At 64.3% G+C, this 15,549-nt stretch carries 14 protein-coding genes and 1 pseudogene; 10 read left to right on the top strand and 5 right to left on the bottom strand.

Annotated elements, in window-relative coordinates:
* Positions 1–23: 23 nt before the first annotated feature.
* Together AC1DQQ_RS11850 and AC1DQQ_RS11845 are read right to left on the bottom strand one after the other, a co-directional pair.
* Positions 24–2,918, bottom strand: a complete 2,895-nt coding sequence (locus AC1DQQ_RS11850; RefSeq protein WP_478045305.1) for a TonB-dependent receptor plug domain-containing protein — start codon at positions 2,916–2,918, stop codon at positions 24–26.
* Between the two features lie 176 nt (positions 2,919–3,094).
* Positions 3,095–3,700: a CGNR zinc finger domain-containing protein gene (locus AC1DQQ_RS11845; RefSeq protein WP_478045304.1), complete on the bottom strand. Its 606-nt coding sequence runs from the start codon at positions 3,698–3,700 to the stop codon at positions 3,095–3,097.
* Positions 3,701–3,814: 114 nt separating this feature from the next.
* Between AC1DQQ_RS11845 and AC1DQQ_RS11840 the strand changes: the two genes are divergently transcribed.
* Positions 3,815–5,089 (top strand): hypothetical protein, encoded by a 1,275-nt coding sequence (locus tag AC1DQQ_RS11840; protein ID WP_478045303.1) that lies wholly within the window; start codon positions 3,815–3,817, stop codon positions 5,087–5,089.
* Here AC1DQQ_RS11840 and AC1DQQ_RS11835 read toward each other — a convergent pair.
* Together AC1DQQ_RS11835 and AC1DQQ_RS11830 are read right to left on the bottom strand one after the other, a co-directional pair.
* A complete protein-coding gene (locus AC1DQQ_RS11835) occupies positions 5,076–5,906 on the bottom strand; it encodes a universal stress protein (RefSeq protein WP_478045302.1) in 831 nt (276 codons plus the stop codon). The two genes, AC1DQQ_RS11840 and AC1DQQ_RS11835, sit on opposite strands and share 14 nt — an antisense overlap.
* A 139-nt stretch (positions 5,907–6,045) precedes the next feature.
* Positions 6,046–6,818, bottom strand: a pseudogene (locus tag AC1DQQ_RS11830) (sterol desaturase family protein).
* A 300-nt stretch (positions 6,819–7,118) separates the two neighbouring features.
* On the opposite strand from AC1DQQ_RS11830, the gene ccoN reads away from it, so the two are divergent.
* From ccoN to AC1DQQ_RS11785, 9 genes are read left to right on the top strand one after another with little or no spacing between them, the layout of a single operon-like run.
* Entirely contained in the window at positions 7,119–8,747 is a 1,629-nt protein-coding gene (gene ccoN, locus AC1DQQ_RS11825) for a cytochrome-c oxidase, cbb3-type subunit I (protein ID WP_478045301.1), read from the top strand.
* 6 nt (positions 8,748–8,753) lie between these two features.
* Entirely contained in the window at positions 8,754–9,494 is a 741-nt protein-coding gene (gene ccoO, locus AC1DQQ_RS11820) for a cytochrome-c oxidase, cbb3-type subunit II (RefSeq protein WP_478045299.1), read from the top strand.
* Entirely contained in the window at positions 9,491–9,652 is a 162-nt protein-coding gene (locus tag AC1DQQ_RS11815; protein WP_478029903.1) for a cbb3-type cytochrome c oxidase subunit 3, read from the top strand. Before ccoO ends, AC1DQQ_RS11815 begins: the two co-directional genes overlap by 4 nt.
* Positions 9,645–10,559 (top strand): cytochrome-c oxidase, cbb3-type subunit III, encoded by a 915-nt coding sequence (ccoP, locus tag AC1DQQ_RS11810; protein ID WP_478045297.1) that lies wholly within the window; start codon positions 9,645–9,647, stop codon positions 10,557–10,559. Before AC1DQQ_RS11815 ends, ccoP begins: the two co-directional genes overlap by 8 nt.
* Position 10,560: 1 nt before the next feature.
* Positions 10,561–12,048, top strand: coding sequence for a cytochrome c oxidase accessory protein CcoG (ccoG, locus tag AC1DQQ_RS11805; protein ID WP_478045295.1), 1,488 nt, complete (start codon positions 10,561–10,563; stop codon positions 12,046–12,048).
* 3 nt (positions 12,049–12,051) lie between these two features.
* Positions 12,052–12,510: a FixH family protein gene (locus AC1DQQ_RS11800; protein WP_478045294.1), complete on the top strand. Its 459-nt coding sequence runs from the start codon at positions 12,052–12,054 to the stop codon at positions 12,508–12,510.
* On the top strand, positions 12,507–14,651 hold the full coding sequence (locus AC1DQQ_RS11795) for a heavy metal translocating P-type ATPase (protein ID WP_478045292.1): 2,145 nt from the start codon (positions 12,507–12,509) through the stop codon (positions 14,649–14,651). Before AC1DQQ_RS11800 ends, AC1DQQ_RS11795 begins: the two co-directional genes overlap by 4 nt.
* Positions 14,648–14,797, top strand: a complete 150-nt coding sequence (ccoS, locus tag AC1DQQ_RS11790) for a cbb3-type cytochrome oxidase assembly protein CcoS (protein ID WP_066590482.1) — start codon at positions 14,648–14,650, stop codon at positions 14,795–14,797. Before AC1DQQ_RS11795 ends, ccoS begins: the two co-directional genes overlap by 4 nt.
* A complete protein-coding gene (locus AC1DQQ_RS11785) occupies positions 14,790–15,026 on the top strand; it encodes a hypothetical protein (RefSeq protein WP_478045291.1) in 237 nt (78 codons plus the stop codon). The genes ccoS and AC1DQQ_RS11785 overlap by 8 nt, the downstream gene beginning before the upstream one ends.
* A 6-nt stretch (positions 15,027–15,032) precedes the next feature.
* Here AC1DQQ_RS11785 and AC1DQQ_RS11780 read toward each other — a convergent pair.
* On the bottom strand, positions 15,033–15,549 hold a 517-nt coding region (locus AC1DQQ_RS11780), incomplete at its 5' end, for an aminotransferase class I/II-fold pyridoxal phosphate-dependent enzyme (RefSeq protein WP_478045289.1).

Genomic DNA, 15,549 nt, shown 5'->3' with positions numbered 1-15,549 from the left:
TCCCCTTTTTTCGGCCATCTGCCTCAATATTTCACGCGGAGCCCACCCATGAACTGGCGGCCGATCGTGTCGTACAGCGCGCGCGTCGTGCCATAGCCGCCGGCGCCGGTGATCGGCGGGTCGTTGTCGAACAGATTCTGAACCGCGCCGAACAAAGCGACCTTGCTGCCCGCGCCATGCGGGCGGAAGATCGTCACTTCACCCGACAGGTCGGCATAGAGCCGCCCGTTGACGGTCAGCTTGTCGATATTGCTGGCGGTCAGGGTGCGGTCGATAAAGCCGCCGCCGACATAGCGCGCGGTGGCAGAGAGGCGCCAATCGCCGGCGATGTAGCTGATATTGGCGTTCGCCTTCCATCGCGGGTTGCCGCCCATGCCGGCAACGGTCGGCTGGACCACGCTGTCATCCAATCGGACGTGGACGGTCCCGTCATAAGTCTCGGTCTTGATCAGATAATTGACCAGTCCCTGAAAGACGATGCGATCGCTGCCGACCGGCATCGTATAGCTCATCTCGACGTCGACACCACGAGTCATGGCATAAGCGAGATTGGTCGGCCCGCTGAACACCGTGGCGATCAGGCCGCTATTGTCCCGGGTGATATATTGGCAAGCCGCCGTGTTGGTGGTGAAGCATTGCTGGACGATCGTCGCCGGCGTCAGCTGGATGATCGCCTTCTTGATGTCGATATTGTAATAGTCGACCGAAATGCTCAGCCGCGGAATGAAGCTCGGCGTCAGCACCACACCGCCGGTGAAGGTCCTGGCGACTTCCGGCTTCAGGTTCAGATTGCCCGCGGTCAGTGCCGTCACGAGATAGCTCTGCCCGAGATAGCGCGGGTCGAGATCGGTGACGGTCAGGAAGGAACTGCCGCTCTTCTGATACAATTCGGTCAGGTTGGGCGCGCGAATGTCGCGCGATTCGGTCGCGCGCAGCCGGATCGACTTGTTGATCGCATAGTCGACACCCGCCTTCCAGGTCTCGACCGTTCCCGAGGTCGTGTAATTGGTGATCCGCCCGGCAACGTCGACGCTCAGCCTCTTGCCGAAGGGGGAATCGGCGAGCAACGGGATCAGCAGCTCGCCGAATGCTTCCTTGACGTCGACGCTGCCGGAATAGGGAAGCGCGGGAGCGGAATAGGCGCCGGCCCGCGACGCGCTGTCGAAATTCACCCGTAGCGACTGACTGCGATATTCGCCGCCCAGAGCCAGGGAAACCGGCCCGGCCCAGGTCGAGAAGGGTTCGCCGCGCAGCGTGAGCGAAAGCTCGTCCTGCTCGATGTCGTTGATAGTTTCGGCGACGCCGTTGACATAGCCCAAGGCCGGATTGTTGGGATCGACCTTGCCCATGATGTTGAGCGGGATGCAGCCATTGCCCGGCTTGGTCAGGGTGGATCGGCAGATCGCCGAGCCCGGATGCGCCGGATCGGCCACGGCATCGATCGCCAGGGCGTAATTGGCCAGGATGCGGTTGTTCCGGCTGATATTGTCGTTGTAGTTGCGGCCGTGGCCGTAATAGCCGTCGAACGACCAGCTCTTGCCGAGCTCGCCGTGCACGCCCAGCGTGATCTGATAGACGTCGGTATTGTAGCTGGTCAGCGTCCGCGCATTCTGATCGGCGAGCTTGTTGACGGTGATGGCGGCGACCTTGTTGGCCGCCAGCGTCGCGGCCAACTGCGTCGGCAGATAGAAATTGTCCGCCGCGATCGTGTAGCTGAAGGTCGAGGGGATACCGTCCTGCAGCGAATGGAAATGGCTGTAGGAGCTCTCGATGAACGCGGTCCAGCCGGGCGCGACGTCGCCGCTCAATTTGCCATAAGCGGTATAGCGCGTGATCGGCGTCGCCCCGACCTGGTCGGCCATGCCGTTCACGCCGTCCCCGCCCAGCATCGTGCCCGAGGTCGTCATCGTCCCCAGTGAGAACGGTACCGCCTGGCCGGCATCGTTGAACTGCACGCCTTTCAAATAGGATGGCAGGCCGGTGATGGTGTTGATCGGCGAGCCGGAACCGGGCCGGAAGGTCACTCCGGTGATCACGCCATTGGCCGTGGAATTGCTGTTGCGCAGACCGCTGGTGACGAGAAACTGGCGCGGTTGGCTCGGCGTGCCGAGCCCGCCATTGCCGGCATTGGGGTTGGCCAACAGACCGGCGCCGGCCGCGGCCCATCGCCGCGCGGCCAAGCGGGCGATACCGGAATTGTCGGAATATTCGCCGGCCAATACCAGGTGCATGCTGTCAGTCAGCTTGGTCCCGGCCGCCACCGAGATCAGCAGGTTGCGATAATCGCCCGCTCCGGCCTCGCCGGCTTGCAGCGTCGCCTTGAGCCCTTCCAGATTCGCCTTGGTCTGCAGGTTGACGACACCGGCCACGGCATCGGCGCCATAAGCGGCGGAGGCCCCGCCCGTCACGATGTCGACGCGATCGATCAAGGCCTGGGGGATGTTGTTGAGGTTGACCGCGCCGGTCGGGTTGGACGGCACGTAGCGCCGACCGTCGAGCAGCACCAGGGTACGGGCATAGCCGAGACCGCGCAGGTCGAGATAATTGCCGCCGATCTGGGTGCCGCCGCCGGCGTTCACGGCGCTGGTCGGGGTGAGCGAGGGACGCAGCGCCGGCATCTGGTTGATCGCGTCGGCGACATTGGGCGCGGAGACCCGCGCCAAGGCGTCGGCATCGATCACGGTGACCGGCGTCGGTGCGGTGAAGCCGGTGCTGCGCACCAGCGAACCGGTGACGACAATGTCCTTTTGCGGTTGATCGTCACTCGGCTGAGTAACAGGGGGCGTTTCCTGTCCGGTCGGCGCCTCGCTATTGGCGCTCGCGGCAAATGCGGGCGGAGATACCAGCAAGATCGCGGCGCAACCAGCAAGGTACGCGTAGCGCAGACGTGCGGCATTGGAACACGAATGAGGCCCCATGATTTTCCCCTGATGTTTATTTTGCTCTCGGTCTTATTGCTGACCGGGCACTGCAACGTCCGTGAGCGGGGGCGAGGAATCAATCGCAATTACGTCTTGCGCCGATAACCCGGAGTTATGATCCGGCTCTGCTCACCCAAAGCTGCTCGGTTCCTGCTTGCGGCGTATCGCAGGCCTTAGCCCTTGTTCCGGCGAGTCTCGGTTTTGCTGGCGGTCCCGCAGGTTTGCATCGCGCACCACCGTCGTCTTCCGTTCTTGCTGGTGTCCGCGAATATCCATCCGCAGGAGCTCTGGTTTGCACAACGTTTGAGCGTGAACTTGCCGGCGCGCGCGTCCGCGAGCGTGTCCACGACGTCCAAGGCGATCCGCTTGAGAGGAAGGCGAAGATCCTCCGGGTCCACCTGCAACGCTAGTAGGCCGTTTTCTGCCAGCGACTGGCTCCGTCGGGCATGCAGGAGCCAATGATTTTCAACGAGCAGCGGACCTTTGGGAAGCGCGACATCGTCGATGTATGCCGACAAGAGGAGATAGGTAGCGTCCCGCAGCGAGCGAACGTCCGCCATGAGGAGTTCGCCCTCTCCGTCCAAACGCGATACCTCCATCGCCTCGTCGGCAGCGATCGCACCCGAGCGCCTCGCCCATTCCACATAGCGTTCGGGGGTCGCGATATAATCCTCCACGTCCGCCGCGAACCGGTCGTGGATCGTGTTGGCGAAATCGATGGACAAGCGGCCGCCATCCAGGCGGATCGCGGAAACCGGACGGGGAGAGGAAATGGCCATCCAACCTGCACTCCGTTGACTGCACCAGTAAAACACATTTAACTGGTGCAGTCAGGTCTACCTGCTTCAGTTTCCAATTGCACCTTCGTTCGGGCAGTTTGTAGGGGAAGCGAATTGTCTCAGCGGTTCTGGTTCTGCTCTCTCTGTCTGGTGATGCTGCTCTCGGTCGTCGCAATGCTCGCGATCGGCGGCCGGCCCGATCCGGTTGGCCCGGCGAGGGTGCTGGACGGGTCGTGGCGCTTCCACGCGGGCGACGATCCACGATGGGCCGACCCGCGGACCGACGATCGCAACTGGGATCGGATCGACCTGGTTTCGCTACCGAGCAATCACGATTTCGACGTCGGCCTTCCCGGCTATCTCGCCGGTTGGCACGCGCGCGGCCATCCCGATCTTGAGGGTTATGGCTGGTATCGCCGCCGCGTCGCCTTGCCCGCGCAGGGCGACTTGGCGTTGCTTGGCCCGACGATGGTCGATGACGGTTATGAGATGTTCTGGAATGGCAAGCCGATCGGCGGCATCGGCAGGCTGGGCCATGATCCGAAAGTGGTCGGTGCCCGGCCGTTCCTGGTCAAGCTTCCGCCATCGGCGAGCGAGCATTCCGCGTTGCTGGCGATCAGGACCTTCATGCAACCGGGACTTGGTCGGGACAATCAGAGCGGTGGACTCAGGAGCGTGCCCACTCTGGCCGCGGCCTCGTTCGGCGACACATTGTACAATGCCCAATGGCATCGAACCATTGCCGGCTACATCGTCGAAATCGCGCTGCCGATCATGATGTTCCTGCTCGCCGGGATCGCGCTCGTCGTGGCTCCCTCGATGGCCAGGCCAGGCTTTGCCCGGTGGTTATCGATCGCCCTCGTTGCGACTGCTTGCCTCAGGCTGGGAAACGCGGTCGCCTCCTGGACCGACCTGATCGGTATTTCGACACTGGATCGGCAGAACGCCATTCTGCTCTCGCCACTCGCCATGCTGGCATGGACGGCTGCCTGGAACGACTGGGCGGACGGCCGCGATAGGCGGATCGTCTTGCTGACCGGTATAGCCGCCTGGGTGGTAAGAGTCGTCGGAGCGATTACACATGCAGATGCATTGGTCGCCGTTGGACGCGCCGTCTTCGCCGTCCTGTTCGTGGTGATTGCGGTGCGGATCATCGCGCGCGGCGAACGCAGATTGCTAGCACTGACAACGATGGCGGTGGTCGCTGTAGCGCTGTTCATCAATGAGCTTTCCCGGCTTGGGGTTCCCACTATCTGGTTCCCGTTCAACATCGGCGTCTCGCTCACGCAATATGCCTATGCGCTATCGCTCCCGCTGCTTTCCTTTGCGCTCTCTCCGGTCAAGGACGATGCTCGCGCGCAGGATATGATTACCGTCAGTGCGCCATGAACACGGGACATGGAGCGTGCGTGAGCAAGTCGCGAGTGACGCCGCCGAACAGCGCTTCCGTCAACCGCGAGTGCCCGAATCCGCCGGCAATCATATAGCCTGCGTCGTGTCTTACTGCGCGGCTGATCAACGTGCGGCCGATGTCGCCGTTTTCGGGCGCCAGTCGCTCGACGCGGACATGCACGTCGTATCGCGACAAATAGCTGGCCGCAGCCTCGGCGGACCCTTCACCGCGCCCTTCCACTTCGGTCAGGAACACGCGGTCGGCGTGCTGTAAAAGAGGAAGCGCGTACCGCACCGCCGCCATCGAGCCGGTCGATCCGTTCCAGGCGATCATGGCACAGGCTGGCCGGAATCGGCGCAGACTCTCCGGAACGGCGAATACGGGTTTGCCCGATCGCGCGATCACTTCGCCGGCGACGGCGCGCATGTCCGAACTCGGGAAATCGTCCAGCCGCCGGTTGACGACGATCAGGTCCGCAAACTGGCTCGCAGCGCGCAGGCTGGGGGCAACCCGGCCCGTCGCGTCAGCCCATTCCCAGGAAACGCCTTCGATCTTCAGCCGCTGTTCCAATCGGGTGCGATTGGCGGCCTCATGGGTGACCTCTTCGGCCAGCAGGATCGCGCCGACCCCACCGCCGAATGCCTCGTCCGCGAGCGCGATCGAAGGAATTGCGACGTCCAGGCACATCAGGTGCCCGTTGAACATCCTCGTCACATCCAATGCCAGCTGGAGGCGCGCCTCCTGCCCCGGGTCGTCATGGATCAATACCAGGATATTCTTCATCGCCGTCCCCGCGAAATAGCCGGCGCTCACCCTATTGCGCCGGCTGCGACCGCGATATTCGGGGAATTACGGACCCGTTCGGTCCGCTGTCGCCAGGACGGCGGCGTTGTAGAAGGCTGGATCGGTTGCCGCGGCGTCGGCGAACCATCGGTCGAGCATCGGCCATGGCTCAGTCATACGCGCCGGCCCGATATCGCGGATGGCCGGCAGCGACGCCGCCCGACCGGCGCGCGACCCAGGGATAGCGGCGGGCCATCCCGTCGTCATAGCCGAGATTGAAAACCGTGGCGCTTTTGGCGGACGTTGCGGCCGCGTGTAATAGGTCCCGAACAGGTGATCCCAGACGAAATTGGTGATGCCGAAATTGCCGCGTTCGTCGTGGAAATGATGCTCGAGATGGCGCGCCTTCATAACCGCGAGAAACCGCAGCCGCGGCTTGTAGGACAGGTGCTGGATACAATGCGCGAATTCGTAGAAGCAGGTAACGAGCAGGCCGGCGGCAAACCCGGCGGCAGCCCCGCCCGTCCCGCCAATCAGCCACCCGGGCAATGCCGCGACCAGCAATAAGGTCGGCAGCGTCGTGTAGAGCGCGCCGAACAGCACCTCCAGGTGATTGGGATCCTGGTGGTGGTCATAATGGATGCGCTTCCATGCCGCGGCCAGGAACGGGACCTTGAACATCCAGTTGCTGTGCAGCACCCAGCGATGGAGCGAATACCAGACCAGCGGATAGGCCAGGACGACCAGCGCGATCGCCGCGGCGGTCTGGATCGGCGAGGCCGGCCGGTAGCCGTACAGGCCCAGCATCGCCGCCGCCAGCAGCAGATAGGTGACGATCGCGTAATGACGGAAATAGGCGCCGGCGAGATCGCGCAACGTCATGCGATCAAGATAGTGGGATCGGCGCCAGAACGGCGTGGTGAGCATTTCGTCGGTCTGCATGACGGGTCGTGCCTCGGCTGATGGAAAGTGACGAGGCGACCCGATTGCCCCCTCTGCCGCCTCGTCACAAAAACCCATAAACCCCTGCTCCACGGCCTGGATTTGATCGTGGTCAAGGAATTCGCCGGCATTGACGGCCACCGGCCCATCGCGCCGGCAAGGCCTTGGGGAAACTACGCATAGAGCCGCGCCGATCCCCCCGGCTAAGCCGCCGCCACCCCCATGAACCGGGGTGACAACGCTTTTCGGGGGGTCGATTTGGACGACGTCGTGACCAGAGCCGGGGGTTGGCTCCTATTGATGTTCCTGTGCGTGAGCGCAGCGGGCTTTGCGGCCGATACCGGCTTTGCCGTGCACATGATGATCTCCGCCGCCGCGGCGACGATCGCGGCTTTCTATACGCTGCGGCAGATCGGGCGCGCGCCGGAAGCGGTACGTCCCGACCGTTATTATGACGACGTGATACGCTGGGGCGTCATCGCGACCGTCTTCTGGGGCGTCGCCGGATTTCTGGTCGGCATCCTGATCGCATCGCAGCTTTCATGGCCGATCTTCAATCTCGGCATCGAATATACCTCCTTCGGGCGCCTGCGTCCGCTCCACACCTCTGCGGTCATCTTCGCATTCGGCGGCAACGCGCTGATCGCGACCAGTTTCTATGTCGTGCAGCGGACGTGCCGCGCGCGGCTGTTCGCACCCGCCCTCGCCCGCTTCGTGTTCTGGGGATACCAGCTGTTCATCGTCCTGGCGGCGACCGGCTATATGTTGGGCATCACCGAGGGCCGCGAATATGCCGAGCCCGAATGGTATGTCGACATCTGGCTGACGATTGTCTGGGTCAGCTATCTGATCGTCTTCGTCGGCACGATCGTGAAGCGGTCGGAACCGCACATCTACGTCGCCAACTGGTTCTATCTCGGCTTCATCATCACCGTGGCGATGTTGCACCTGGTCAACAACATCTCGGTGCCGCCGTCATGGCTGGGATCGAAATCCTATTCGGCCTTTTCCGGGGTTCAGGATGCGCTGACGCAATGGTGGTACGGCCATAACGCGGTCGGCTTCTTCCTGACCGCCGGCTTCCTCGGCATGATGTATTATTTCGTGCCCAAACAGGCCGAGCGGCCGATCTACAGCTATCGCCTGTCGATCGTTCACTTCTGGTCGCTGATCTTCCTCTACATCTGGGCGGGTCCGCACCACCTTCACTATACCGCGCTGCCCGACTGGGCGCAGACGCTCGGCATGGTGTTCTCGGTGATGCTGTGGATGCCGAGCTGGGGCGGCATGATCAACGGCCTGATGACGCTCAACGGCGCCTGGGACAAGATCCGCACCGACCCGATCATCCGCATGATGGTCTTCGCGCTCGCCTTCTACGGCATGTCGACCTTCGAAGGCCCGATGATGTCGATCAAGAGCGTCAACTCGCTGTCGCACTACACCAACTGGACCATCGGCCATGTCCATTCGGGCGCGCTCGGCTGGAACGGCATGATCACCTTCGGCGCGCTCTATTACATGACGCCGCGCTTATGGGGTCGCGAGCGGCTCTACTCGCTGCGCATGGTCAATTGGCACTTCTGGTGCGCGACGCTGGGGATCGTCCTCTACGCCTCGTCGATGTGGGTCGCCGGTATCACCCAGGGCCTGATGTGGCGCGAATATGGCCAGGACGGCTATCTCGTCTACTCGTTCGCCGAAGTCGTCGCCGCGCTGCATCCATATTACGTGATCCGTACCGCCGGTGGCCTGCTCTACTTCGTCGGCGCGCTGTTCATGGTCTGGAACATCTGGATGACCATCGCGGGTAAGCTGCGCAGCGAAGCCCCACTCGCCGATGCCGCGTTCGACCCGGCCAGCGACCGTCCGGTGATCCGGACGCCCGCCGACGGCGCCGCCGCTCCTCTTCCTCTTGCCGCCGAGTAAGCAGCAATGGCCATTTCATTCCTTCAGAAACACAAGGTCGTCGAACGCAACGTGATGTTGCTGCTGGTGCTCTCTTTGCTCGTCGTCGCGATCGGCGGCATCGTCGAAATCGCGCCGTTGTTCTGGATCAAGGAGACGGTGCCCAAGGTCGACGGCGTGCGGCCGTACACCCCGCTCGAGCTCACTGGGCGCAACATCTACATCCGGGAAGGCTGCTCGCTCTGCCACAGCCAGATGATCCGCCCGTTTCGCGACGAGGTCGAACGCTATGGCCATTACAGCCTGGCGTCGGAGAGCATGTACGACCACCCGTTTCTATGGGGATCTGAGCGCACCGGCCCCGATCTGGCCCGCGTCGGCGGACGCTATTCGGACGAATGGCACCGCCAGCATCTGACCGATCCGCGTTCGGTCGTGCCGGAATCGATCATGCCGGGTTATGCCTTCCTCGCCGAGCGCGATTTGAAGCTGCCCAATATCGACCGCGACCTGACCGCGTTGCGCGACGTCGGGGTTCCGTACAGCGACGACGACGTCAAGAAAGCGGTCGCCGACGTCCTGACCCAAGGCGACTTCGGCGACGGCGACAAGGCCGAACTCGCCAAGCGCTATCCCGGCGCGCAATCGCGCGATTACGACGGCAATCCCGGCCGGCTGACCGAGATGGATGCGCTTGTCGCCTATCTCCAGATGCTCGGCACCCAGGTCGACTTCAAGAAGGCGGCGGCACGGGAGCAGGCACGATGAGCTATAATGCGCTCCGCGAATTCGCCGACTCTTGGGGGCTCGTGCTGATGAGCGTGGCCTTCCTCTGCTTTGTCGGCTGGGCCTTCCGCCCGAATTCGAGTGCGGCCACGCGCCGCGCCGCCACCAGCATTTTCGAAGAGGATCAGGCCGATGTCTGAGAAAGGCCGCATCGACCAGGCGACCGGCACCCCGACTGTCGGTCACGAATGGGACGGGATCGAAGAACTCGACACGCCGATGCCGCGGTGGTGGCTGTATATCCTGTACGCGACCATCGTCTTCGCGATCGGTTATTGCATCGCCTATCCGGCCTGGCCGCTCTTGACGCGCGGTACGCCGGGCGTGCTGGGCTGGACCAGCAAGGGCCAGCTGGAGGCGGAACTCGCCGCCGATCAAAAGGCCAAGGCGTCCACGCTCGCGGCGATCGATCGTCTGCCGATCGAGGAAATCGAGAAGAACCCGACCTTGATGCACGCGGCGATCGACGGTGGCCGCGCGGCGTTTCGCATCAATTGTTCGGCGTGCCACGGATCGGGCGCCGCGGGCAGCAAGGGCTATCCCAATTTGAACGACGACGATTGGTTGTGGGGCGGCGACATCAAGTCGATCCAGCGGACCCTGCTCGACGGCGTACGGTTCCCGGGCGACGACAGCACGCGCATGTCGCAGATGCCGGCGTTCGGCAAGGACGAGATCCTCAAGCCCGAAGAGGTTCAGGATGCCGTTTCCTATGTGCGCTTCATCTCGCACCAGGAAGCGATGAGCCCGTCGGCCAAGCGTGGCGGCACGATCTTCGCCAACAATTGCGCGGCGTGTCATGGCGCCAATGGCCAGGGAAACCGCGACTTCGGCGCGCCGAACCTGACCGACAAGATCTGGCTCTATGGCGGCGATCGCGACAGCCTGACCCAAACGGTGACCAATGCGCGCTATGGGATCATGCCGGCCTGGGGAAAGAAGCTCGACCCGGTCACGCTGAAGATGCTGGCGGTCTATGTCCATTCGCTCGGTGGCGGCGAAGCGCTCCCAGCCGCGGCACCGGCCACGACCGTCGCGGCCAAGTGAGATGTCGGACCCACGCGACCTGACCAAGGGCGAGGAACATTTCTTCGCCGCGCGCCGCAAGGTGTTTCCCAAGAAGATCGACGGGACGTTCCGCCGATTGAAATGGGCGGTGATGGCGGTCGCGCTGGTCATCTATTACGTCACGCCGTGGCTGCGCTGGAGCCGCGGGCCCTACGCTCCCGATCAGGCGGTGCTGATCGACCTGGCGCATCGTCGGTTCTACATGTTCTCGATCGAGATCTGGCCGCACGAATTCTATTATGTGGCCGGGTTGCTGATCATGGCGGCGATCGGACTGTTCCTGGTGACCTCGGCGGTCGGCCGCGCTTGGTGCGGCTATGCCTGCCCTCAGACGGTCTGGACCGATCTGTTCGTGCATGTCGAGCGCATGATCGAGGGGGACCGCAACGCGCAGATCCGCCTCGATCGCGCGCCTTGGGGACCAGCCAAGATCGCCAAGCGGACGAGCAAGATCGTCCTGTGGCTGGCGATTGCCGTTTCGACGGGTGGCGCCTGGGTCTTCTACTTCACCGATGCGCCTACCCTCGCCCGCGAACTCCTCGACGGCACCGCGCCATTCGTCGCTTATGCGACGATCGGGGTCCTGACCTTCACCACCTTCACGCTGGGTGGCCTGATGCGCGAGCAGGTATGCATCTATATGTGTCCGTGGCCGCGTATCCAGGGCGCGATGATGGACGAGCGCACGCTCGCGGTGACTTACAAGAGTTGGCGCGGCGAACCGCGTAGCCATGGCGTGAAGCGTGCTGCTGAAGCGCGCGACGGCAATATCGTACTGGCCGACCTCGCGACCGGTGCGTCGCGGATCGGCGATTGCATCGACTGCAATGCCTGTGTCGCGGTCTGCCCGACCGGGATCGACATCCGCGAAGGCCCGCAGATCGGCTGCATCACTTGCGGCCTGTGCATCGACGCGTGCGACGACGTGATGAAGCGGGTCGGACGACCACCGCGGCTGATCGGCTATACGACGGAGGTCGATGCGCAGCTCGAGACCGCGGGCAAGCCGGCATTGCCGCCGCTGCGCCGGCTGTTGCGGCCGCGCACGCTGATCTATCTCACCGCCTGGTCAGCGGTCGGGCTCGCCATGCTCTTCTCGCTCGGTACCCGCACGCGGCTGACGGTCGAGGCGCTGCAGAACCGCAACCCGATGTGGGTGCGCCTGTCCGACGGCAGCATCCGCAACAGCTATTCGATCAACGTCCGCAACATGGAAGGTCGCCCGCGCAGCGTCGAACTGCATCTGCAGGGAGTCGATGCCGTGATCTGGACCGAACAAGGGTCACGCGAAGCCGCCACCCGCACGATCCGCCTGACCGTCCCGGCCGATCAGGTGGCCAAAGTGCCGCTGTTCGTGGCCGCGCCCGCAGCCGAGGAAGAGCATACGCCGATCACCTTCACCGCGCGTGCGCTCGATCGCGAAGGCGGCGTCGCGTCCGTGTCCAGTGTCTTCGAACGCCCGGAGTAGATGATGACTGCACGCTTTACCGGTTGGCACATGCTGGCGATCATGATCGGCTTTTTCGGCGTGGTGATCGCGGTCAACATGGTGATGGCCAGCGACGCGATCCGCACGTTTGGCGGCTTGGTCGTCGACAATTCCTATGTCGCGACGACGCATTACAATCGCTGGCTGGCAGAGGGCCGCCAGCAGGAGCGCGACGGGTGGCAAGCCGCGCCTACGGCCGACTCCACCGGGACGATCTCACTGCGCCTGTCGCGCGCCGACCGGCCAGTCGAGGGCGCGATGGTCAGCATCGTCGCCAACCATCCCGTCGGGTTGGTTGCGCAGCGGAAGGTTCGCCTGCGGTCAATCGGGGACGGGATGTACCGCTCGGTCGACCGCTTGCCGCATGGCCGGTGGCTGGTGCGCATCGAGGTCGATACCGGCGCCGACAAGGCCGCGTTCGACGATGAGATCAGGGTATGAACGCGCCGGTCGTCATCCGCCGCGACGATAGTCTGGCGACGACCGATCTGACCGTCGAGGGCGTGCATTGCGCCTCGTGCATCGCCAAGATCGAGGGCGGCCTGCATGCCCTGCCCGGGATCGCGACAGCCCGGATGAATCTCTCGACGCATCGGCTGCGTGTCACCCATGTTCCGGCAATCGATGCGGCGACGCTGGTCCGCACGGTCGAGGGGATGGGTTTTCGGGCGCATCCGTTCGCTGCCGCCGAAAGCGCAAGCGAGGACGGCGAACGCCGCCGGCTGTTGCTCGCGCTCGGCGTGGCCGGGTTCGCGGCGATGAATATCATGCTGTTGTCGGTGTCGGTCTGGTCGGGCGCCGACGACGCGACGCGCGGCCTGTTCCATTGGCTGTCCGCGCTGATCGCGATCCCCGCGGTAGCCTTTGCCGGCCGGCCCTTCTTCACCAATGCGTGGAGCGCGCTGCGTCGTGGCCGCACCAACATGGATGTGCCGATCTCGATCGGCGTCGTGCTGACCACGCTGATGAGTCTCTACGAAACCGCCACCGGCGGCGAGCATGCCTATTTCGACGGCGCGGTCATGCTGCTGTTCTTCCTGCTCGCGGGGCGCTTCCTCGACAGCGTCATGCGCGCCCGCGCCCGCGACAGCGTCGCGGCCTTGCTCCACCAGGTTCCCGCCGACGCGCTGGTCCTTGCCGCCAATGGATCGTCCTCGCGGCGGCCGATCGCCGACCTGCGCCCCGGCGACCGCGTGCTCATCGCCGCCGGGGAGCGGATCCCGGTCGACGGGATCGTGGAGACCGGCACGAGCTTGGTCGATCGATCGCTGGTGACGGGCGAAAGCGCGCCCGACCCGGTGGAGGCCGATGGCGAGGTTCTCGCCGGCACGATCAATGTCGCCGCCCCGCTGGTAATCCGTGTGACACGAACGGGCGACGATACGGCGATTGCGGATATCGCGCGGCTGATGGAAACGGCGCACCAGGTCAAATCGCGCTATGTACGGATCGCCGATCGCGCATCGCGCCTTTATGCACCCGCGGTCCATACGCTGGCTGCGCTCAGTTTCCTCGGCTGGCTGATCGCCGGTGCCGGCGTCCATCACGCGGCGACGATCGGGGTCGCCGTGCTCATCATCACTTGCCCGTGCGCGCTGGGGCTGGCGGTGCCGATCGCACATGTCGTCGCCTCGGGTGCGCTGATGCGTGCGGGCATGCTGGTCAAGGACGGCAGTGCGATCGAGCGCCTGTCGCGCGTCGATACCGTGCTGCTCGACAAGACCGGAACGACGACGCTGGGACGCTTCGCTCCAGTCAGCGGCATGCCTGACGACGTCGCCACCTTGTCGATCCTGTACACCCTGGCACGCGGCAGCACGCACCCGATGTCGCGCGCCATCGCGGCGGCGGCGCAACGAGCCGGCGCGGTGGCGCTGCCCTCCGCCTATCTGATCGAACAGGCCGGATTGGGGCTCGAAGGGGAAATCGCCGGGGTCCGCTGCCGGCTGGGGCGGCCCGACTGGATCGCCCAGGACAGCGAACTGAACTATGATCGCACCGCCATCGCCTATCGCGTCGGCGAACAGCCGCCCCGCATGGTCGTGCTGAGGGACGAAACCCGGCCCGATGCGGCGGAAGCAATCGCGCGCCTGCATCGTTCGCGACTGACCGTGGAGATGTTGTCGGGCGACACGCCCGCCGCGGTCGCGGAACTCGCCGCGACGCTCGGCGTCGCCGCCCAGGCGCGGATGTCGCCGGCCGACAAATATGATCACGTCGGCAAGCTTCAAGCTGCGGGGCACCACGTCCTGATGGTCGGCGACGGGCTCAACGACGGTCCGGCGCTCAAGAGCGCGGATGTCGCGATGGCCCCGGGAAGCGCGAGCGATGTCGGCACGCTCGCTGCCGATATCGTCTTTCTCGGTGACCGGTTGATGCCCGTCCCCCTGGCGATCGCGGCCGCGCGGCGGACAATGTCGGTCGTGCGCCAGAACTTCGCGCTGGCGATCGGCTACAATGCGATCGCCGTGCCGCTCGCCATCCTGGGGCACGTGACGCCGTTGATTGCCGCGGCAGCGATGTCGGGATCGTCGCTGTTGGTCGTCGCCAATGCGCTGCGGTTGAGGGGCGCGGTACGATGAACGGCATCCTGTTGCTCATCCCATTCGCGCTTGGCCTCGGCCTCGCTGGTCTCGCGGCCTTTTTCTGGGCGGTTCGCGATGGCCAGTTCGAGGATCTCGACGGCGCCTCCATGCGTATTCTGATCGAGGATGATCGGGATGATTGAGGGCGCGGCGGCCTGGATGGGGATTGCAGCGGTTACTCGGCTGGCGCTGGCTATTGCCTGCTGCCCGCCTTCACAGGTTCTGACGCTGTCGATCTGCGGCGATAGCAGTCACCGCATCGCCATCCCGCTCGATCGCAAAAAAGCCCCGCGCGAGGAATCGCCTACGGGGTGCCACGCGGTTTGCAGCCGGAAGCTGGCCAGCGACGGCGAAGACTGTCCCGATTGCTGATCGCCGTTACGCCGCGAGACGAACGGCGCTTTCCATTTCCAGCCGGTTCCAGATGTCGACCAGTGCCTTGGTGAGGTCGCGCATCATGGCTTCGTCATGTGCGGGGCCGGGCGTGAAGCGAAGACGCTCGGTGCCGCGCGGCACGGTCGGGTAGTTGATCGGCTGGACGTAGACGCCGTATTCGGCGAGCAGGATGTCGCTGATCCGCTTGGCCTTGACCGGATCGCCGACCATCAGCGGCACGATATGCGTGTCGCCGGGCAGCACCGGCAGCCCGGCCTCGGCCAGCATCGCCTTGAGCATCCGGGCCGATGCCTGTTGGCCGTCGCGCTCGGCGGTCGAGGCCTTGAGGTGGCGGACACTCGCCAGCACACCGGCGACCAGCACCGGCGACAGCGAGGTCGTGAAGATGAAGCCCGGCGCATAGGAGCGGATGACATCGATGATCGTCTGGTCGGCCGCGATATAGCCGCCCATCACCCCGAACGCCTTGCCCAGCGTGCCCTCGATGATCGATCGTGAT

This window comes from Sphingomonas sp. P4_G3 (genome assembly GCF_056401105.1).
The sequence above is the reverse complement of the archived record's forward strand: the minus strand, read 5'-3'. Positions and strand labels throughout refer to the sequence as shown.

Bases quoted from the DNA above. Each gene is read 5' to 3' on its own strand.
- AC1DQQ_RS11850 (WP_478045305.1), bottom strand. From the start codon at position 2,918: ATGGGGCCTCATTCGTGTTCCAATGCCGCACGTCTGCGCTACGCGTAC.
- AC1DQQ_RS11845 (WP_478045304.1), bottom strand. From the start codon at position 3,700: ATGGCCATTTCCTCTCCCCGTCCGGTTTCCGCGATCCGCCTGGATGGC.
- ccoN (WP_478045301.1), top strand. From the start codon at position 7,119: ATGTTCCTGTGCGTGAGCGCAGCGGGCTTTGCGGCCGATACCGGCTTT.
- ccoO (WP_478045299.1), top strand. From the start codon at position 8,754: ATGGCCATTTCATTCCTTCAGAAACACAAGGTCGTCGAACGCAACGTG.
- AC1DQQ_RS11815 (WP_478029903.1), top strand. From the start codon at position 9,491: ATGAGCTATAATGCGCTCCGCGAATTCGCCGACTCTTGGGGGCTCGTG.
- ccoP (WP_478045297.1), top strand. From the start codon at position 9,645: ATGTCTGAGAAAGGCCGCATCGACCAGGCGACCGGCACCCCGACTGTC.
- ccoG (WP_478045295.1), top strand. From the start codon at position 10,561: ATGTCGGACCCACGCGACCTGACCAAGGGCGAGGAACATTTCTTCGCC.
- AC1DQQ_RS11800 (WP_478045294.1), top strand. From the start codon at position 12,052: ATGACTGCACGCTTTACCGGTTGGCACATGCTGGCGATCATGATCGGC.
- AC1DQQ_RS11795 (WP_478045292.1), top strand. From the start codon at position 12,507: ATGAACGCGCCGGTCGTCATCCGCCGCGACGATAGTCTGGCGACGACC.
- ccoS (WP_066590482.1), top strand. From the start codon at position 14,648: ATGAACGGCATCCTGTTGCTCATCCCATTCGCGCTTGGCCTCGGCCTC.
- AC1DQQ_RS11785 (WP_478045291.1), top strand. From the start codon at position 14,790: ATGATTGAGGGCGCGGCGGCCTGGATGGGGATTGCAGCGGTTACTCGG.